At 63.4% G+C, this 18961-nt stretch carries 20 protein-coding genes; 14 read left to right on the forward strand and 6 right to left on the reverse strand.

Annotation, left to right across the window (positions count from 1 at the left end; translation table 11 throughout):
* Nucleotides 1–37: 37 nt before the first annotated feature.
* Complete coding sequence (odhB, locus tag ABIB57_RS18905; RefSeq protein ID WP_354042758.1) at nucleotides 38–1357, forward strand: 2-oxoglutarate dehydrogenase complex dihydrolipoyllysine-residue succinyltransferase; 1320 nt, start codon at nucleotides 38–40, stop codon at nucleotides 1355–1357.
* A gap of 223 nt (nucleotides 1358–1580) precedes the next feature.
* Here odhB and ABIB57_RS18910 read toward each other — a convergent pair whose 3' ends face one another.
* Nucleotides 1581–2120 carry a GFA family protein gene (locus ABIB57_RS18910; RefSeq protein ID WP_354042759.1) on the reverse strand — a complete coding sequence of 180 codons (540 nt, stop codon included), beginning with the start codon at nucleotides 2118–2120 and terminating at the stop codon, nucleotides 1581–1583.
* Nucleotides 2121–2242: 122 nt separating this feature from the next.
* Here ABIB57_RS18910 and ABIB57_RS18915 point away from each other — a divergent pair, with 122 nt between their 5' ends.
* The 8 genes from ABIB57_RS18915 (at nucleotide 2243) to ABIB57_RS18950 (ending at nucleotide 8840) form a co-directional block, all read left to right on the forward strand.
* A complete protein-coding gene (locus ABIB57_RS18915; RefSeq protein WP_354042760.1) occupies nucleotides 2243–3001 on the forward strand; it encodes an SDR family oxidoreductase in 759 nt (252 codons plus the stop codon).
* 367 nt (nucleotides 3002–3368) lie between these two features.
* Entirely contained in the window at nucleotides 3369–3779 is a 411-nt protein-coding gene (locus tag ABIB57_RS18920; RefSeq protein WP_354042761.1) for a hypothetical protein, read from the forward strand.
* A gap of 59 nt (nucleotides 3780–3838) precedes the next feature.
* Nucleotides 3839–4324, forward strand: coding sequence for a hypothetical protein (locus ABIB57_RS18925; RefSeq protein WP_354042762.1), 486 nt, complete (start codon nucleotides 3839–3841; stop codon nucleotides 4322–4324).
* Between the two features lie 299 nt (nucleotides 4325–4623).
* A complete protein-coding gene (locus ABIB57_RS18930; RefSeq protein WP_354042763.1) occupies nucleotides 4624–5256 on the forward strand; it encodes a LysE family translocator in 633 nt (210 codons plus the stop codon).
* Nucleotides 5257–5276: 20 nt separating this feature from the next.
* Nucleotides 5277–6686, forward strand: a complete 1410-nt coding sequence (gene lpdA / locus ABIB57_RS18935; RefSeq protein WP_354042765.1) for a dihydrolipoyl dehydrogenase — start codon at nucleotides 5277–5279, stop codon at nucleotides 6684–6686.
* Between the two features lie 224 nt (nucleotides 6687–6910).
* Complete coding sequence (gene kduI, locus ABIB57_RS18940; protein WP_354042766.1) at nucleotides 6911–7753, forward strand: 5-dehydro-4-deoxy-D-glucuronate isomerase; 843 nt, start codon at nucleotides 6911–6913, stop codon at nucleotides 7751–7753.
* On the forward strand, nucleotides 7753–8508 hold the full coding sequence (kduD, locus tag ABIB57_RS18945) for a 2-dehydro-3-deoxy-D-gluconate 5-dehydrogenase KduD (RefSeq protein ID WP_502914427.1): 756 nt from the start codon (nucleotides 7753–7755) through the stop codon (nucleotides 8506–8508). The genes kduI and kduD overlap by 1 nt, the downstream gene beginning before the upstream one ends.
* Nucleotides 8509–8510: 2 nt before the next feature.
* On the forward strand, nucleotides 8511–8840 hold the full coding sequence (locus tag ABIB57_RS18950) for a cupin domain-containing protein (RefSeq protein ID WP_354042767.1): 330 nt from the start codon (nucleotides 8511–8513) through the stop codon (nucleotides 8838–8840).
* Nucleotides 8841–9140: 300 nt separating this feature from the next.
* On the opposite strand, the gene ABIB57_RS18955 is transcribed toward ABIB57_RS18950, so the two are convergent.
* A complete protein-coding gene (locus ABIB57_RS18955) occupies nucleotides 9141–9761 on the reverse strand; it encodes a hypothetical protein (RefSeq protein ID WP_354042768.1) in 621 nt (206 codons plus the stop codon).
* A gap of 76 nt (nucleotides 9762–9837) precedes the next feature.
* On the opposite strand from ABIB57_RS18955, the gene ABIB57_RS18960 reads away from it, so the two are divergent.
* From ABIB57_RS18960 to ABIB57_RS18980, 5 genes are all read left to right on the forward strand, one after another.
* Nucleotides 9838–10452, forward strand: coding sequence for a trimeric intracellular cation channel family protein (locus ABIB57_RS18960; protein WP_354042770.1), 615 nt, complete (start codon nucleotides 9838–9840; stop codon nucleotides 10450–10452).
* Nucleotides 10449–10808, forward strand: coding sequence for a DUF4326 domain-containing protein (locus ABIB57_RS18965; RefSeq protein ID WP_354042771.1), 360 nt, complete (start codon nucleotides 10449–10451; stop codon nucleotides 10806–10808). The genes ABIB57_RS18960 and ABIB57_RS18965 overlap by 4 nt, the downstream gene beginning before the upstream one ends.
* Nucleotides 10809–10867: 59 nt before the next feature.
* Nucleotides 10868–12079 carry a mannonate dehydratase gene (uxuA, locus tag ABIB57_RS18970; protein ID WP_354042772.1) on the forward strand — a complete coding sequence of 404 codons (1212 nt, stop codon included), beginning with the start codon at nucleotides 10868–10870 and terminating at the stop codon, nucleotides 12077–12079.
* Nucleotides 12080–12204: 125 nt separating this feature from the next.
* Nucleotides 12205–13143: an ATP-binding response regulator gene (locus tag ABIB57_RS18975; RefSeq protein ID WP_354042773.1), complete on the forward strand. Its 939-nt coding sequence runs from the start codon at nucleotides 12205–12207 to the stop codon at nucleotides 13141–13143.
* Between the two features lie 164 nt (nucleotides 13144–13307).
* Nucleotides 13308–15692 carry a putative bifunctional diguanylate cyclase/phosphodiesterase gene (locus tag ABIB57_RS18980; protein ID WP_354042774.1) on the forward strand — a complete coding sequence of 795 codons (2385 nt, stop codon included), beginning with the start codon at nucleotides 13308–13310 and terminating at the stop codon, nucleotides 15690–15692.
* 155 nt (nucleotides 15693–15847) lie between these two features.
* Here the strand turns inward: ABIB57_RS18980 and ABIB57_RS18985 are convergent, their stop codons facing one another.
* The 4 genes from ABIB57_RS18985 to ABIB57_RS19000 are packed head-to-tail and all read right to left on the reverse strand — an operon-like array spanning nucleotide 15848 to nucleotide 18879.
* Nucleotides 15848–16990, reverse strand: a complete 1143-nt coding sequence (locus tag ABIB57_RS18985) for a succinylglutamate desuccinylase/aspartoacylase family protein (RefSeq protein ID WP_354042775.1) — start codon at nucleotides 16988–16990, stop codon at nucleotides 15848–15850.
* A gap of 8 nt (nucleotides 16991–16998) precedes the next feature.
* Nucleotides 16999–17289, reverse strand: a complete 291-nt coding sequence (locus tag ABIB57_RS18990) for an MTH1187 family thiamine-binding protein (RefSeq protein WP_354042776.1) — start codon at nucleotides 17287–17289, stop codon at nucleotides 16999–17001.
* A 7-nt stretch (nucleotides 17290–17296) separates the two neighbouring features.
* Nucleotides 17297–18031: an ABC transporter permease gene (locus tag ABIB57_RS18995; RefSeq protein ID WP_354042777.1), complete on the reverse strand. Its 735-nt coding sequence runs from the start codon at nucleotides 18029–18031 to the stop codon at nucleotides 17297–17299.
* Nucleotides 18031–18879, reverse strand: a complete 849-nt coding sequence (locus tag ABIB57_RS19000; RefSeq protein ID WP_354042778.1) for an ABC transporter permease — start codon at nucleotides 18877–18879, stop codon at nucleotides 18031–18033. The genes ABIB57_RS18995 and ABIB57_RS19000 overlap by 1 nt, the downstream gene beginning before the upstream one ends.
* Nucleotides 18880–18961: the final 82 nt, after the last annotated feature.

Below are 18961 nucleotides of genomic sequence, written 5' to 3' on the forward strand. Positions count from 1 at the left end.
AGGGACGCCTGAGACATAAACAAAGGACCTGCCAATTATGTCGACCGAAATCCGGGTGCCGACCCTGGGCGAGAGCGTTACCGAAGCCACGATCGGGCAATGGTTCAAGAAGGTGGGCGACACCGTCGCTGCCGACGAACCGCTGGTCGAGCTGGAGACCGACAAGGTCACCATCGAAGTGCCTGCTCCCGCGGCCGGCGTGCTGGAAGCCATCGCGGCCAATCCGGGCGATACGGTTGATGTCGGCGCGCTGCTGGGCGCCATCGGCGGCGCCGGTGCGGTGGTGACACCCAAGTCCGTCGAAGCCAAGGCGGCCGTTCCCGCAGCGAACGCCGCGGGCCCTGAGCCGATCAAGCCGGCAGGCGCCGCGCCGGTCAATGGCACCACGATGCCGCCGGCTCCTTCGGCGCAGAAGCTGATCAACGAGAACGAGATCAACGGCTCGGACATCGAAGGTTCGGGCAAGCGCGGTCAGGTGCTCAAGGAAGACGTGCTGGCAGCGCTGAGCCGTCCAATCACGCCGCCGGCCGCTCCCGTGGCCCAGGCCGCCGCGCCTGCGGTTGCACAGGCCGCGCCTGCAAGCACTCCGGCAGCGCCTGCTGTCGAGGCTCCGAAGGCGCCTGCCGCGCCGCGTGCGCCGGTCGCCGCCGATGATGCGTCGCGCGAAGAGCGGGTGAAGATGACCCGCCTGCGCCAGACCATTGCGCGTCGCCTGAAGGACGCCCAGAACACTGCCGCCATGCTGACCACTTTCAACGAAGTGGACATGAAGCCGGTGATGGATTTGCGCAATTCCTACAAGGAACTGTTCGAGAAGAAGCATGGCGTCAAGCTCGGCTTCATGGGCTTTTTTACCAAGGCCGTGGTGCATGCACTCAAGGAAATCCCATCGATCAATGCCGAGATCGATGGCGACGACCTGATCTACAAGAACTACGCGCATATCGGCGTAGCCGTGGGCACCGAAAAAGGCCTGGTCGTGCCGGTGGTGCGCAATGCCGACTCGATGTCGATCGCCGAGATCGAAAAATCGATCAACGGCCTGGGCAAGAAGGCGCGCGACGGTCAGCTGTCGATGGCCGACATGCAGGGCGGCACGTTCACCATTTCCAATGGTGGCGTCTATGGTTCGCTGATGTCGACGCCGATCCTGAACGCTCCGCAGTCGGGCATTCTGGGCATGCACAAAATCCAGGAGCGGCCGATTGCCATCAATGGTCAGGTCGTGGTGCGGCCGATGATGTATCTGGCGCTCAGCTACGATCACCGCGTGGTCGACGGCAAGGAAGCGGTGACGTTTCTGGTCCGGGTCAAGGAAAGCCTTGAGGCGCCGGAACGGCTCGTCCTCGATCTCTAAGGGTCTGACGGATTTGAATTTTGGGGCTCGCCGAAAGGCGGGCCCTTATGTTTGTGGGTCATGGCGGGATACGGGCTAAACATCCCCCACCCCTGACCCCTCCCCACAAGGGGGAGGGAGACGATGGAACTGCTGCTCTGAGCGAGTGGATACGAAGATAGTTTGGAGGGTCTCCTCCCCCTTGTGGGGAGGGGACAGGGGTGGGGCTGCTCTTGCGCGGAAGTCAGGCTTTGATATCGCCGTTTACGGTTATGGTTGGAACCCTAAAGCCCATGGCGATCCAGGAGCGGAGCAGTTTGGCGTAGAATCCGGCGGTTGCCATCGCGCCGGCCGGAACATCACCAGTGAGCTGCGTGCCTGGCGGCAGGTTGCCGGTCTGGGTGCGCAGGTCCAGTGGGGGCAGGGGTTGCCCGGCCCAGAGGCCGGCATAGAGGCTCAGCCAATGGCCGTGCTTGAATTCGGTGAAAATGGGTGTGTTGCAGCACCTGGTCAGGACGCGCCTTGTGGGCGAGGTCGGCATCAGGTGAAACTGGGCGAGGCTTTCGGTGCCGACCGGAAAGCCAACGCGATCCTTGCGATAGAGCACGTAATGCGTTCCGCCATTGGGTTGCTGGAGCGGAAAGGCTGGTGGTACGGAAGCGAGCCGGGCGCCGGCTTCGCGACAACTGGTGCAATGACATTCCGCGTTGATGATCGGCGCACCAATGACCTCAAGGTGGAACTGGCCGCAGGCACAGCTCAGGCGGTTTGTGGACTGTGGCATCAGAACGCGCATCCTTTCGGCGATGAAGACGGCGTCGGGATTTCGACCCTGTGGGATGAGCGGAGAGGGATGCGCCCATCGACGATAAATCCTAGACTGTACACATTGAGGGAGATTTGGCGATGTCTGACAAGGTTGTGATCGTTACCGGGGGATCGCGCGGAATTGGGGCGGCGACGGCCTTGCTGGCGGCCGAGCGGGGCTATGGGGTCATCGTCAATTATGCCGGCAATGTGACGGCGGCGGAGGCGGTTTGCGCAAAAATCCATGGCATGGGCGGCGAAGCGCTTGCGGTGCGGGGCGATGTGACGCTGGAGGCCGATATCGACCACATTTTCGCGGCGGCTGATCGGATGGGGCGACTGGTTGGGCTGGTCAACAATGCGGGGACGATCGAGCCCAGTATACGCGTGGAAGACCTCGACCTGGCGCGATTGCAGCGGATTTTCGCGGTCAATACTTTTGGCTCGATCCTCTGCGCGGGGCGCGCGGTGCGCCGGATGTCGACCAAGTTTGGCGGGCAGGGCGGGGCTATCGTCAACGTGACATCGGCGGCCGCCAAGCTGGGTGCGCCCAACACTTACGTGGATTACGCCGCGGCCAAGGGCGCCATAGACAGTTTTACCGTCGGGCTGGCGCTGGAAGTGGCGGGCGATGGCATTCGCGTCAACGGGGTGCGGCCAGGGGTGATCGCGACCGAGATACATGCAGCTGGCGGCGATCCGGACCGGGCGCATCGGATGGGGCCATCGCTGCCGATCCCGCGGCCCGGCACAGCCGAGGAAGTGGCCCGAGCGATCCTGTGGCTGCTGTCGGACGAGGCGAGCTATACTATCGGGTCGGTGATCAACGTGACGGGCGGGCGGGGGATTGCTCCCTAGGGGGCAGGGCAACATCGAGTTTGCGGTGAGGAAGAACCCCCTCCCTGGCCCTCCCCGCAAGGGGGAGGGTGATATCGAGTGTTTTGCACGCTTCTGCCAAGCCCGCCGGGCTCACCCTCCCCCTTGCGGGGAGGGACGGGAGTGGTTCTGCAGCACGCGCAAAGCGGTGGCAAATCGCAGTACTAAGCAACGCCAAACGCGCCACGCCCCGACTCTCCGGTAAAAGTGATTGCACAACCTGCCCACAGCAACGCGCGGGCAAGGTTTTGCCGGTATCAGGCCCACAGAAGATGCTATGGCGCGGGTCCAGGGTTCCGGAGTGGTTTGGTTGACGGGTTTGAGAGCGGTCGCTTGCGCGGCGATGGTGATGCTGACGGGCGGAGTGGCCAAGGGGCAGGACGGCGACGCCAAGCTGGTCGGCGAGTTGATGGCGTTTCACGCCTCGGCCGCCATCGTTTCGGCGATGACTTCGCATTGTTACGAAACCACGGGGCTCGACACCGCCTATGAGCAGGCCAACGACAACTGGTATCTGCGCAATGTCGGATTTCTCGATCTGGCCGACCGGGTCATCGAGCGCCTAGGCGGCGGCACGCCGGGACAACTTGAATCCGCCGAGACCTATGGCGGTGCGCAGATCATGGCCGCCTATAACCAGGCCGGCGACAAGGAAGGGTTTTGCCGCAACTTCCTGGCCGAGGTCGAGGGCGGGGCGATGGATATCGATAAACAGTTGTCGGGCCCACTAAAAAAGGCGCAGGAAATCGCCTCGCAGTGAAAGCATGACTTGGCGGACGGCGCCGATTCGATAAGCTGATCGTTACGTGGAGGGCGACGATGCGGCTGTTGGGGGCGTTGTTGGCGGCGGCGGGACTGGTCGCGCCGGCATTGGGGGCGGAATGCGCATTGGTCAATGCGCGATACGACCAGCCGGGCAGCGACTGGACCATAGAATTTCACGATGTACCGGTTTCGGCGATGGTCAACCAGACCGCTGCCTTCACCATGGCGATGCCAAAATCCGGCGTGGAGCTGCGTGGCGACGTCTGGCAGCCGAACGGCTATGCGCAATCCTGGGGCGCGCTGGAGGGCCCCTGCGATCCCAAGGCCGAGAAGGCACAAACCTGCCGGCTGTGGGAGGCGGTGGTCTATACCGAGATGGTCAATGGCATCAGCGTGCTGGCGACCAATGACCGCGCTCCGGCGCCGTTGCAGATCCTGCTGCCGCAACTGACCTCGGCAATGTGGTATTCGAGTTATCGGCGCGAGTTTAATGACGCCGATCCGGGCGATGTGTTCACGTTCGCGGGGTGCGCGCGGTAGCCGCTGACTCTTTATATCGGGCACTCCAGCGATCTATCCCCACCCACTGTTCTTCCCGCGGACTTGATCCGCGTGCCGCTATCAGCATGGCACAAGCGGCGAGTGGCCCCCGGGTCAAGCCCGCGGGAAGGACAGGAGAGATTTGGGTATGCAGGAGCACCAGCGGCCGGAGCAGAAATGGCTGGAGCGCCTCATCCGCTTTCTACGTGCAGAATGGGATGACGGGACAGCCGGATTTCGGCTTTCGCCCCAGCGATGCCCCGTATAGGTATGGACTGTCATAGCTGCGCGGTGGTGCGATGAGTTTTCCATGGTTTGAGTTTGCCGGACTGATGCTGGCCTTCGCCATCAACGCGGTCATTCCCGGCGCAGACTTTGCCATGGTGCTGCGGCAGTCGATCGCGCAGGACAGGCGGGCGGCCTTGTTCACCTCGGCGGGGATCGCCACCTCGATCCTGGTGCATGGCAGTTACACGCTGCTGGGTGTTGGGGTGATCGTGGGGCAATCGCTGCTGCTGTTCAATATCTTGAAGTGGGCGGGGGCCGCCTATCTGGTGTGGCTGGCGATCGCGGCGCTGCGCAGTCCGCCGCCGACGCCGCCAATCATCGGGGATGAGAACGAGGCGCGGCGCAGCGACTGGGCGGCGTTTGGGCTGGGTTTTTTGACCAATCTGCTTAACCCCAAGGCGGTGCTGTTTTTCCTCGCGCTGTTCACGACGCTGGTCTCGGCGCATACCGGCGGCGACATCAAGGTGTTCTATGTGCTGTGCATGAGCATGATGCTTTTTGCCTGGTTTGCGCTGGTGTCGATTTTCTTTACGACCAGCAGCGTGCGACAGGGCTTTTTCCGTCTTGGCCGGTGGTTTAATCGTGTCACCGGCATTACATTCATCTTGCTGGCGGTGCGGGTCGCTATAAGCCAGCAACACTAGGGTAATTGGGGCTTTCCATCATGGCAGACGCGTTCGATCTCACCATCATCGGCTCGGGTCCGGGCGGCTATGTCGCGGCAATCCGCGCGGCCCAGCTGGGGATGAAGGTTGCGGTGGTGGAGAAGTGGAGCACGCTGGGCGGCACCTGCCTCAACATCGGCTGCATCCCCTCCAAGGCACTGCTGCATGCCAGCGAGATGTTCGAGGAAGCCGGCCACGGCTTCAAGCCGCTGGGCATCGACATTCCGGCGCCGGTGCTGAACCTGGCGCAGATGATGAACCACAAGACCGAAACGGTCGCCGCCAATGTGGGCGGGGTGGATTATCTGTTCAAGAAGAACAAGATCACCACGTTCCGCGGCATCGGCACCATCGCGGCGCCGGGCAAGGTATTCGTGACGCCCGAGAATGGCGCGCGCACCGAGATCGAGACCAAGAATATCGTCATCGCCTCGGGTTCGGTTTCGGCCAACCTGCCGGGCATCGAGATCGACGAGAAGCAGATCGTGACTTCAACCGGGGCGCTGAACCTGGACAAGGTGCCCAAGCGCCTGCTGGTGATCGGCGCGGGCGTGATCGGGCTGGAGCTGGGCTCGGTCTGGGCGCGGCTCGGGTCGCAGGTGACGGTGGTGGAATATCTCGACCGGATTTTGCCGGGCATGGATAGCGAAGTGGCGCGGCAATTCCAGCGCATGCTGCAAAAGCAGGGCATGGAATTCAAGCTGTCGAGCAAGGTTGCGGGCATCGACAAGCAGGACGACGGTTCGCTCAAGGTGCGGATCGAGCCGGCCAAGGGCGGCGACATGGAACTCCTCGATGCCGACGTGGCGCTGGTGGCGATCGGGCGGAAGCCCTTCACCGATGGCCTGGGGCTGGACATCGTCGGCGTGGCGCTGGACGAGCGCGGCCGCGTGCGCGTCGATGCGCAGTTCAAGACCTCGGTGGATGGCATCTATGCCATTGGCGACGTCATCGCCGGGCCGATGCTGGCGCACAAGGCCGAGGACGAGGGCATCGCGGTGGCCGAGATCCTGTCGGGCCAGGCTGGGCATGTGAACTATGCGGCGATGCCGGCGGTGGTGTACACCAATCCGGAAATCGCGTCGGTCGGCAAGACCGAGGATGAGCTCAAGGCTGAGGGCGTCAACTACAAGATCGGCAAGTTCCCCTTCACCGCCAATGGCCGTGCCAAGGCCATGCTGGCGACGCAGGGGTTCGTGAAGATTTTGGCCGATGTGGAGACCGACCGGGTGCTGGGCGCGCATATCGTGGGCAAGAATGCCGGCGAGATGATCCACGAGCTGGTGGTGCTGATGGAGTTTTCCGGCTCGGCCGAGGACCTGTCGCGCACCACGCATGCGCATCCGACGCTGTCGGAGGCGGTGCGCGAGGCGGCTTTGTCGCTGGAGGATGGGGCGATCCATATTTAACGGGGCGGCGGTTCTCACATTGAGCAGCATCGTACCACATACACGGCGCTGCCCGCGGACTTGATCCGCGGGTCATTCTCAACCCGGCACAAGCGGCGAGAGGCCCGCGGGTCAAGCCCGCGGGAAGACCGGTGGTGGGGTGGGGCGAAGAGTTTCTCGTCTTTCATCTTCCATACCAGATTGTCGCGGGGTAGAAGGGCGGGCACGCGCTGAGGAGCTCCGCCATGACCACAGATTTCGAAATCCGCTTTGCCATCGATCCGGTCAGCGCCGCGACGATGAATACCGACGAGCTGCGGGAGCACTTTCTGATCGAGGAATTGTTTACCCTCGGTGGGGTGAACTGGACCTATTCGCATTATGACCGGCTGGCGATTGGCGGGGCAATGCCCGGTGGGGCGGCGCTGGCGCTGGAGGCGATCAAGCCGACGGGGACACCGAACTTTCTGGATCGGCGCGAGCTGATCGTGGTCAATATCGGCGGGGCCGGGAGCATCAGCGTCGATGGCGCGAGCCACAGGCTGGCGGCGCGGGATATGCTCTATGTCGGCATGGGCGCCAAGGCGGTGAGCTTTGCGTCGGACGATGCCGGGGAGCCGGCCAAGTTCTACCTCATCAGTGCGCCGGCGCATGCGCGCCATCCAACTACGCTGATCAAGATTGAGGATGCCAAGCGCCTCGATCTGGGCAGCCAGGCGACGAGCAATGAGCGCTCGATCTTCCAGTTCATCCATCCCGAGGGCGCCAAGACCTGCCAATTGGTCGTGGGGATGACGACGCTGGCGGCGGGATCGGTGTGGAACACCATGCCGAGCCATTATCATGACCGCCGCAGCGAGGCGTATCTGTATTTCGATCTCGCCGAGGACGCGCGCGTGGTGCATCTGATGGGTGAATATGACGAAACGCGGCACCTGATGGTCAAGAACGAGGAGGCAGTTTTGTCGCCGTCGTGGTCGATCCACTCGGGCGTTGGGACCGCGAGTTATACGTTCATCTGGGCGATGGCGGGCGACAATGTCGACTATACGGACGTCGACAAAGTAGCGATGGAAGAACTGCGCTGATGGATCTTTCGGCGTTCAGCCTTGAGGGCAAGACGGTGCTGGTGACGGGCGCCAACACCGGGATCGGGCAGGGGATAGCGCTGTCGATTGGCAGGGCCGGTGGGCTTGTGATCGGGGTTGGGCGGTCATCGCTGGACGAGACGGCAGGGTTGATGGCGGGGATCGGCGCTGACTTCGTGCCGGTGAGCGCTGACCTGTCGAGCGGTGCGCCGGAAATGTTCGAGCGGGCCTGGGAGGCGCATGGGCCGATCGACGGACTGGTGAACAATGCCGGGATCATCAAGCGGGTCGATGCGGTGGATTTTACCGAGGCCGATTGGGATGACGTGATGGACGTCAATCTCAAGGCGATGTTCTTCTTGTGCCAGGCGTTTGGGCGGAAAGTGCTGGATGCTGGACGAGCGGGAAAAATCGTCAATATCGCCTCGATGCTGAGCTTTCAGGGCGGCATTCGAGTGGCGAGTTACACGGCGTCCAAGCATGGCGTTTTGGGTGTTACGCGGCTGCTGGCCAATGAGTGGGCGGCGCGGGGGATCAATGTGAACGCCATCGCGCCGGGCTATATCGAGAGCAATAATACGGTGGCCCTGCGGGCCGATGCCGAGCGGTCGGCGGGAATTTTGGCGCGGATACCGGCGGGACGCTGGGGCGAGCCGAGCGATATCGGCGACGCGGCGGTGTTTCTGCTGTCGCGGGCGGCGGGATATATGCACGGCGCAGTGGTGCCGGTGGACGGGGGCTGGTTGGCGAGGTGAGCATGGACAAGGTTTTTGCGCAGGCGGGTGACGCGACGTGGATCGAAGTGGCGCCGGGCAATCGGCGGCGGGTGCTGATCCATACGCCGGAGCTGATGCAGGTGGAGTTCGGGTTTGATGCGGGCGCGGTGGGCGCGTTGCATAGCCATCCCCATGTGCAGGTGAGCTACGTGGCCGAGGGGAGCTTTGAGGTGACCATCGATGGGGTGACCCAGGTGGTGGGGACCGGGGGGAGTTTCATTGTGGCGAGTGGGTTGGTGCATGGAGTGAAAGCGCTTGAGCCGGGGCGGCTGGTGGATGTGTTCACGCCGATGCGGGCGGATTTTCTTTAGCTAGAACGCGATTGCCAACCAACCACCGGCCCTATCCGCGGACTTGATCCGCGGGCCTTTGTCGGCTTGTGCCGTGTTGGGAGAGGCTCGCGGATCAAGTCCGCGGGAAGGCGGTGGTGGGGAGGCATGCGTGGGCCCGCTTGCTCAACCGAGCGAGTGGAGAGAATCCCCTCACCCGGCCTCCGCTACGCTCGGCCACCCTCTCCCCGACGGGGAGAGGAATCCTGATGGCTCGATGCCCTCTTTTCTTCTAACCGTCGGGGAGAAGGTGGCCAGAAGGGCCGGATGAGGGTGTCTCGCCTACCCAATCTCCGCGAGCATCGCCGCATAGGACGCCTCGTGCCGACCGGCCCTATTGTCCTTCCCCGGGCCGGTCAGTCGCCCTCGCCGGGGCGGGATGAAGCTATAAATCCCGCGGATCGGCCCTTCGCGCCATTGCAAGTTGAACGCTGCGAACTTCGGGAAGAACTCCATGTCGGAATAGGGCAGGTGGTCGTGAACCCACCAGGCCATGGCTTCCCAATCGCCGGTGCGCTCGTAATAGGGGATGAAGCGGTTGACCACCACGCAGGCGGTTGCGCCCATGCGGCCGGCGGCGTCGCGGCGGTCCCAGATGTGGCCGGTGTAGTTTTTCTCATTGGTCGAACAGTTCAGGCCATTTTCGTTGCCGAAGCGGTTCACTTCGGGCGAGCGATAGGCCGAACGGATGGAGAGGCGGCCGAAGCGGGCTTGTAGGGGTTCGAGAAGGGTTTCGCAGAGCACCTTGCCGGCGGCGATGGCGAGATCGGGATCATCGGGAAGGTTGTGGAAGCCGTTGAGAACCGCGATTTCGGAATAGAGAAAATCGCGCATGAAGAAGTTTTCCGACAGGCGGACGCGGCCGAAGGTTTCAAGGGCCTTGACGCTCTGGGGTTTTCGCATGACCAACTCCACTGGGGCTCGAACTCTCCATCGATAACGGAGGAGCGGCAACCCGGTTTCGACGGTGAGGGCGCGCATGCTGATCGTGATTTTCTATATCGCCATTACGGTCGAGGCGATGACGGCGGCGCTGGCGGCGGGGCGGCGCAAGATGGACTGGTTCGGCGTGTGCGTGCTGGCCTGCGTCACGGCGCTGGGCGGCGGTTCGGCGCGCGACATCATCCTCGGGCATTATCCGCTGAGCTGGGTGGCAAACCCCTATCTGCTGCTGTTGAGTTGCGGGGCGGCGCTGCTGACCATTGCCATAGCGCGGATCGTGCACCGGCTGCGCTGGCCGTTCCTGTTGCTCGACGCGCTGGGGCTGGTGGTGTTCTCGATTATCGGCTGCAATGTGGGCATGGAGATGGGGGTGAGCCCGGTGATCGTCATCGTCGCCGGCATGCTGACCGGGATCACGGGCGGGATCTTGCGCGACGTGTTGTGCAATGACGTTCCACTGGTGTTCAGCGGCGAGCTTTACGCGACATGCTCGGCGGTGACGGGCGCGATCTACTATTTTGGCTTGCAGTGGGGCGGCCATGCCGATGTGATGATCGTGGTGGCGGGCGCAATCGGGTTTAGCATGCGGGTGTTGGCGATCTTCTTCAAATGGGAGATGCCAAGGTTCGTCTACGACAAGGATTTGCGATGAAACCGCAGCGGCTGGTGTTGTCGAGAAGGGCCGGGTTCGATCTGCAGGGCAGTTCGTTGGCGCTCAATGGCCTGCCGGCGCAGAGCGTGGCGCGGCCCGGCAAGTGGGGCAACCCGTTCACCATCGCCGAGGTGATGGCGGAACTGGGCGTGGGCAAAGACGCGGCGCAGGCCGAGGCTGTCGGGCGTTATGGGCGCTGGGTGGGCGGAACGCTGGACCCGAAGCTGTCGCCTGGGGCGCCGCCGGACCTGGCGGTCATGAGGGCGGAACTGGCGGGGCGCAACCTGGCCTGCTGGTGCAAGGCGGGTACACCGTGCCATGCCGATCAACTGATCGCCCTGGCAAACGGCGAATAGCGCTTTATCGGCGCGGGCCGGTGTGGCAAAGCACTACCATACAAGTGCGGAGATTTGCTTTGCGACAGACTTGGCGCTGGTTCGGGCCAGCCGATATCACCTCGATCGACGATATCACCCAAGTGGGCGCGGTGGGCGTGGTCAGCGCGCTGCATCATGTGCCCAACGGGGTGGTGTGGAGCGCCGAGGAGATCGCCAAGCGGCATCGCGAAATCGGCACACGCAAGGACGGCACGGCGTCGGGGCTGACCTGGGACGTGGTGGAAAGCCTGCCCGTCACCGAGGACATGAAGAAGCAGAAGGGCGACTGGCGCGCCCATATCGAGAATTACAAGATTTCGATGCGCAACCTGCGCGACAGCGGCGTCGAAGTCATCTGCTACAATTTCATGCCGGTGCTGGACTGGACCCGCACCGACCTGCGCTGGAACCTGCCCAATGGCGGCTCGTGCATGCGGTTCGACATCAATGATTTTGCCGCCTTCGATATCCATATTCTCGCGCGGCCCGGCGCTGGGGCCGACTATACCAATGCCATTGCCGACGAGGCCGGGCGGCGGTTTGGGGCGCTGGACGAGGCGGGCAAGAAGGCGCTGGCGCGCAATGTGACCATGGGGCTGCCGGGATCGACCGAGTCGATGAGCCTCGACGACGTGCGCCAGCATTTGAGCGAATATGACCGCATTTCGGCGGAGCGGCTGCGGGCCAATTTCGTGGATTTTCTCGAGGCGGTGGTGCCGGTGGCGGAAGACCTCGGGGTCCGGCTGTGCTGCCATCCGGATGATCCCCCGTTCGCGCTGTTGGGCCTGCCGCGGGTGATGTCGACCGAGGCAGACTACACGACCATGCTGGATGCGGTGGACAGTTCTGCCAATGGGATGACGCTGTGCTCTGGCTCGCTGGGCGCGCGGCCGGACAATGACCTGCCGGGGATGATGGAGCGGCTTGGGCACAAGGTGCACTTCCTGCACCTGCGCAACGTCAAGCGCGACACGAGCGATGTGATGGGCTCGTTCTACGAGGCCGAACATCTGGGCGGCGATACCGACATGGTGGCACTGATCGCGGCGATCGTGCGCGAGGAGAAAAAGCGCAAGGCGGCGGGGCGGAGCGATCACATCATCCCGATGCGGCCCGACCATGGGCAGGATATTCTGGACGATCTGGGACGGCGTTCGCAGCCAGGCTATCCGACGATCGGGCGGATGAAGGGGCTGGCGGAACTGCGCGGCGTGATGGCGGCGCTGGAGCATGGGGATTTGGGGGTTTAGGGGGTGTCGGACACATCCCATAACCCACAGGCCGTGGCACGGTGCCTTCACTCTGCAGCCAATCCTTAACGCGTTCTTAAAGGGCTGGGACCAATCTCGCGCCAAGCGAATGGCGAGATGGGCCTATGGGTGCATTGGCGAAATTTCGGCGGCTGGTGAGCTGGCTTGCGAGCGCTGTCGCTCATGTGGCGACCCGGCTCGACAGGCGGCGCGCGCTGGTCGAGGAAATCGCGCGGCAGCGGGCGACAATCGACACGCTCGGGGCGGCCAAGGCGGCCGCTGAGCGCGCCAATGCGGCCAAGTCCGACTTCCTCGCCCAGATGAGCCGTGAAATGCGCGTTCCGCTCAATGCGCTGTTGAGCTATTCGGGGCAGCTTTTGGACAAGGCGGAGCTGGAAGGCAAGGGCGAGGCGCTGGCCGATCTGGAAAAGATCCGCGCCGCAGGCCAGCATGTGCTGGTTATGGTCAACGACATCCTGGATATTTCGAGGATCGAGACAGCCAAGACCTGGCCCCACCTGCTCAACGTCGACAAAGGCCAGCAGCCGAGCGTCCCGATGGTGCTGCATCGCGGGCCGAGCCTCGACGAGCAGGCGTTCCTGGATGAAATTGATGCAGAGACCAGCGCGCCCAATGTGGCTGCGGATGCGCTCGTCATTGACGATGAGCGCGAGCGGCTGCTGGTGGTCGACGATGACCGCAATTTTCTCGAGCTGGCTAAGCGGCTCTTCCTCAAGGAGGGCTATGCGCCGATCTGCACCGATGCGCCGCAATCGGCGTTGCAGATTGCGCGGACGGTCAAGCCGGCGGCGATTTTTCTCGATATCCTGATGCCGGGTTTCGATGGCTGGGACGTGCTGGCGGCGCTGAAATCAGATCCGGCGACGGCGGCGATCCCGGTGTTCATGATCTCGATCCTGTCGGACCGTATGCGCGCCCTGGCAGCGGGCGCCGATGGGGTGGTGACAAAGCCGCTCGACGCCGCCAGGGTCAAGGCGGCGATCACGGGGCTCAAGGCGAGGCGCGGCAGCGGCAAGCCGGCGGGCCGCGCAACCGGCAGATGAATGATTGCGGAGGCGCTGCCGGCGCGGCACGACTGCACTTCAGGTTAACCCGCGTTAACTGCGATCATTGCCACACTGCCAACAAGTCCTGATCATTGTGCATACGCAATATTAAGCGCCCCCGCTGCATGGTTACTGCCATGAGTGTCCCGGGACTGTCAGTCATGCTTGGCTTGATTTCGTCGGTCAACGGAATGATCGATCGGCTGATCGGCGCCGATGATCTGGCAGCGCCGGTCCGCAACACGCTGTTGCGGCAGCAATTGCGCTCGGTGGGCCAGACGACCCCGGCGCTACTGGCAGGATCGCTGGTGGTCAGCGTGATCTTCCTGGCGCTGACCTGGGGCACGACGCGATTTGCGCCCCTGCTGGCATGCCTCGCGGCGCTCAATCTGATCTATGGCACGGCCACGGTGATGGCGCGGCGATCGCCACCGCCCACGACTTTGGGGTTCCCGGTCGCGGCGGTCGTCAAGGCCATGTGCTTCGCCATCGTACTGGGGGCGCTGTGGGGCGCCACGCTCAATATCTTGCCGGTGGGCGAGAGCGCTCTGGTGCGCAGCGCTGCCACGATCGGCGTTGGCGGGCTGCTGTGCATCTCGATGATGGCGATGGTCAATTATCCGCAGGCTTTTATCGCCTTCACCGTGCCGCTGCTGGTGGGGGCATTCTGGTCGGTGGTGGGCCTGCACAGCACCGCCGACCTGTGGGTGCAGGGACCGCTGCTGGCGGGTTTTTCGATCCTGATGGTGGTAGTCGCTTTCCGCCACGCGCGCTCGTTCATCGATCATCGCGCCTCGGAGGCCCAGGTGCAGGAAAAGCGCCAGATTATCGGGCTGCTGCTGCGCGAATTCGAACAGAGCACTTCGGACTGGATTTGGGGCTTTGACGAGGCCGGGCGGATCAACCGGATTTCGGGCGGCTTCACGGCAGCGACCGGGGTGAACGAAGAGGCGCTGATGGGTGCCGATTTCGTGCATTTCCTCGCCTGCATCACCCCGCCCAACGATCCGCTGATGGCGCAGGTCGAGTTCGACGTGGCGGACCGGCAGACCTTCCAGGATGTGGAATTGCGGGTGACGGCAGGTGGGCACGAATGCTGGTGGAACCTGACCGGCAAGCCGGCTTTCGACGATAGCGGCGCTTATCTGGGCTATATCGGCACCGGCTCGGACGTCAGCGAGCGCAAGATCGCCGAGCGGCGCATCACCAAGCTGGCGCATCACGATCCGATGACGGGCCTGCTCAACCGCACCAAGTTCACCGAGCTGCTGAACCAATCGGTGGCGCGGCTGGAGCGCTATGGCGCGCCGTTTTCGGTGCTGTATCTGGACCTGGACCAGTTCAAATCGGTCAATGATACGCGCGGTCACATGACGGGCGACAAGCTGCTGATCCAGGTGGCCAAGCGGGTGCTGCGCTGCGTGCGCGATACCGATGTGGTGGCGCGGCTGGGGGGCGACGAATTCGCCATCATCCTGCCCAATGACGCGATGGCGGAGAATGTCTCCATTGTGGCGACGCGGCTGCTCGAGGATGTGAAGAAGCCCTACGATATCGACGGCGAGTTCGTGTCGATCGGGGTCAGCATCGGCATTGCGCTGGCGCCGATGAACGGCACGCGACCGGACGAGATTTTGCGCCACGCCGATCTGGCGCTGTATCGTGCCAAGGCGGACGGGCGCAGCGTGTTCCGGTTTTTCGAGAGCCAGATGGACAGCGAGGCGCGCGAGCGCCGGCTGCTGGAAGTGGAACTGCGCGACGCCATCAAGAACGACGAACTGGTGCTGCATTATCAGCCGCTGGTGTCGGCTGTCGATGCGCAGCCGACCGGGTTCGAGGCCCTGGTGCGCTGGAACCATCCGATCCGCGGTCTGGTGCAGCCGGCCGAATTCATTCCCATCGCCGAGCTGACCAACCTGATTGTCGATATCGGCGACTGGACCATCCTGCAGGCCTGCATGGCGGCCGCGACCTGGCCGGATCACCTGACGGTGGCGGTCAACCTGTCGGCCAAGCACTTTCGCCAGTCGGACATTGCGCTGGTGGTCAAGAAAGCGCTGGCGGTCTCGGGCATCGCGCCGGGGCGGTTGGAGATCGAGATCACCGAGGGGCTGTTGATGGAGAGCCTCGACGAAGTGACCGACAAGCTGGCGGAAATCCGCGCGCTTGGCGTCACTATCGCCATGGACGATTTCGGCACCGGTTATTCGAGCCTCAGCTATCTGCTGAAATTCCCGTTCGACAGGATCAAGATCGACCGCTCGTTCGTCGAGGCATCCAGCACCGATCCAGTGGCGCGCGATATCCTCAAGGCGATTGCGTCGCTGGGCAAGACGCTCAAGCTCAAGATCACCGCCGAGGGCGTCGAGACCAAGGAGCAGGCCGAGTTTCTCAGCGGGATCGCCTGCCATCAATTGCAGGGGTTTTACTTTGCCCGGCCGCTGGACGCCATCGAGCTGCCCCATTATTTGCTGACCACCGTGCCGACGCGGGCGCGGTTGGTGAAGGCGGAGGCCGAGGCGGTGCTAACGCGGGCGGCGGGTTAAGGTCGGCTTGTTGGGCATTGTGATGCCGCACCCACTGTTCTTCCCGCGGACTTGATCCGCGGGCCACTCTCCGCTTGTACCGTGTTGATAGAGGCCCGCGGATCAAGTCCGCGGGAAGAACGGTGGGTGGGGAGATACCTTCCCCAAATCTGAGCTCAGTCTTCCAGCAAGTACCCGCCCGCTCTTGTGGCCAGCGGCTCCGTCCCCACGATCTTGGCGATCGAACTGCCGCGCTTGACGTATTTGGCCGAGGCACGGGAGAGGATGAAGCCGTCGGTACCGGCCAGGATCGGGCGGCGGGCGAGGAAGGCGTCGGGGCCGTCCATGGCGATGAGATCGGCGACGGGTTGGCCCTTGGTGACGCGGTCGCCAAGCTCGACGTGGTAGGCGAGCAGGCCGGGGGCGTCGACGCGGAGGACCTCGGTGGCTTCGAACGGGACTGGAGCCGGCGCCGGCTTTGGTCGCGGGCCGGGATCGGAGGCGATCACGCCGCGGTCGGCGAAGAAATTGAACAAAGCCTGCGCGTCGGCCTGGCCGATGGCGTCGAACACATCGGCCTGGCCGCGATATTCCAGCGTGGCGGTTTCGGAGGCCATGGAGATGGGAAAACCGGGATTGGCGGCCTGCGCCTTGCGGTAGAGCAGAGGCAAGACTTCATCGAACGATCCGCCGCCGCTGTCTTCGGCGGTGAGGGTGGCCTCGGTGCCGAACCAGTCGGCCAGGTCCTGCAGGCCGGGCATCAGCTCGGGCGAGGTGAAGATGTGTTTGAGGCTATCGTCGTCGCAATGCAGGTCGAGCACGATATCGGCGTCGTGGGCGGACTGCAGCGTGATGAGGCGAAGCTGCTGGGCAGCCGAAGTGGGTCGCTGGGTGGCGATGAAGGCGGCGACTGCGGCGCGTATAAGCTTGGTATTGGTTAGGGCGTCTTGGGTCAGTTTTCCGGCAATGGCATCGGCGATGGCGGGATAGAGATCGGGCCAGCGGCGGTTGTAGTTGAGGCCGGTCTGGGTGTCGTAGCGGCCGATATGGTGGCGCAGCGAGCCATTGCCGAGGCCGAGCGGATTGACCGAGGGAAAGACGACGAACCGGGCCCTGAGCTGACCCGCCGCATCGGCATCGCGCAGCATGGGGAGCAGATGATGCAGGGCCATGGTGCCGGGCTGCTCATCGGCATGGAGCGCGGCTTGCAGGTGGACCTTGATGGCCGCGTCTGCGGGGCCGGCAGTGTAGCTATAGAGGGTGGTGGCGGTCCCGGGGGCGTCGCCGATGAGGGTGGTCTGGTGCTGGGTGAAGGTCATGACGGTCTCTAATCGGCGATGGCGGCGAGTTTGTCGGCCATGATCTGGGGCTTGTCGGTGCGGGTCGAGAACACCAGCGTGCAGAACACGCGCTCGACACCGAGTTCGGTCAACCGGGCGCAGCAGGCTTCCACCACGGCGGTGACGGCGGCCATTTCGCCCTCGATATTAGTGCCATTGGCATGCATGACGTGGACCAGGCCGGAGGCCTCGATGATGTCGCGCACGTCGCGAATATAGCGCGATACCGATGGCCCGACGCCCATCGGGACGATGCACAGATCGGCGGTGATCTTCATGATGGGTCTACCTGATCCATTTGGGGGCGAAGCGCATACGCGGCTGGACGGGCATGTGGCGCATCAGGCGTTTGTAAACCAGGCCGAAGAGGAAAAACACCACCAGCGAGACGGCGAGGAAATAGAGCGCCGCGACCGAAAAATGCAGGAAGGTGTTGTAGTCCTTTTCGAAGCGTGACTTGGCGGTGACGAGCAGGTCCATCTGGTTGTCGATCACCGGCAGTGCGAAATAGACGATGGCGGTGGCGTGGAACAGGAACACCACTTCATTGGTGTAGGCGGGCCACGCCAGGCGGATCATATTGGGCCAAGTGACCGAGCGAAACTGCTGCCAGCGGCTCATGCCGTAGGCGCGAGCGGCTTCGGTTTCGCCGCGCGGCACGGCGCGCAGGGCGCCGTAAAAGATTTCGGCCGAATAGGCGGCGGTGTTGAGGATCAGCACGACGGGGCCAATGAACAGCGGGTGCAGCATCCAGCCGGACACGCCCCAAGGCTTCCACAGACTGATATTGAGCGACAGCGCCAGCGAATAGAACATGAAGAACTGGATGAATAACGGCGAGCCGCGGAAGGCGTAGATGTAGCCGCGCGACAGGCGAGAAATCCATGGATTGGGCGACCCCTTGCCGAGCGCGAACAGCACCGCCAGCACAAAGCCGATGGGGATCGAGGCGGCGGCGAAATAGATGTTGAACAGGGCGGCGGGGGCGAAGGCGGCCAGTTCGTTGAGGAAAATGTCCATCAGCGGCGGCTCTCGTCCAAAATGCCGCGGCCAGCCCAGCGCATCAGGACGTTGAAGCCCTTCTCGGAGACCAGCGTCACGAGGATGTAGAACACGAACAGCACCAGGTAATAGCGCCAGCGCCAGTCGTCATGCACGAGGCCCACGCTTTTGAGGAAATTGGGCGCGCCGAGGCGATCGGCCCAGAGTACGATATCGGCGATCTGCAGCAGCGACAGCAGGGACGTCGCCTTGATGATCAGCATCCACACGTTGGAAAGGCCGGGCAGGGCATAGACCCACATCTGGCGGATATGGATGCGCCACAGCACCTGGCTGGCGCTCATGCCATAGGCGCGGGCGGCCTCAAGCTGGCCCTTGGGCACGGCGCGCAGGGCGCCGTGGATAACATTGGTGGCGAAGGCACCGTAGACGATGCCGAGGGAAACGCTGGCCATGACCAGATATTCGGGCGTGCTGAGCAGCCAGTTGGCGGCCTTGCAGGGGGGCCAGGCGGCGGATTGGGCGGCGATGGTTTCGGGGGTGCAAACCTGAGTGGCCATGATCCATTCGACGCCCTGCTCGAAGGCCAGCGGGAAAAAGATGAAAAACAGCACGTCGGGCACGCCGCGCACGATCGAGGCATAGATGGTGCCGATCAGCCGCGCGGGGGGAAAGGTGGAATTCTTGAGCGTGGCGCCGATCAACCCGAACGTCACCGCGAGGAGGCTGCCGAAAACGGCGGCGAAGACGGTGAATTGCAGGCTGGCATACCAGGTCAGGTGCTTGCCGTTGGTCAGATAGCCCAGCCAGAACAGCACGTCGTCGCCGAGGCCGTCGCGCATCCATTGGGGCAGGAAATCGAACATTGGGCGTGGGTGACCTGTAGTTGGACCGTCGGTGATTGATCGCAGTATCTACTGACCGGGCTCGATCGGTTCCCTCCCCCTT

The organism is Devosia sp. UYZn731 (genome assembly GCF_040546795.1).
Lineage (GTDB): Bacteria > Pseudomonadota > Alphaproteobacteria > Rhizobiales > Devosiaceae > Devosia.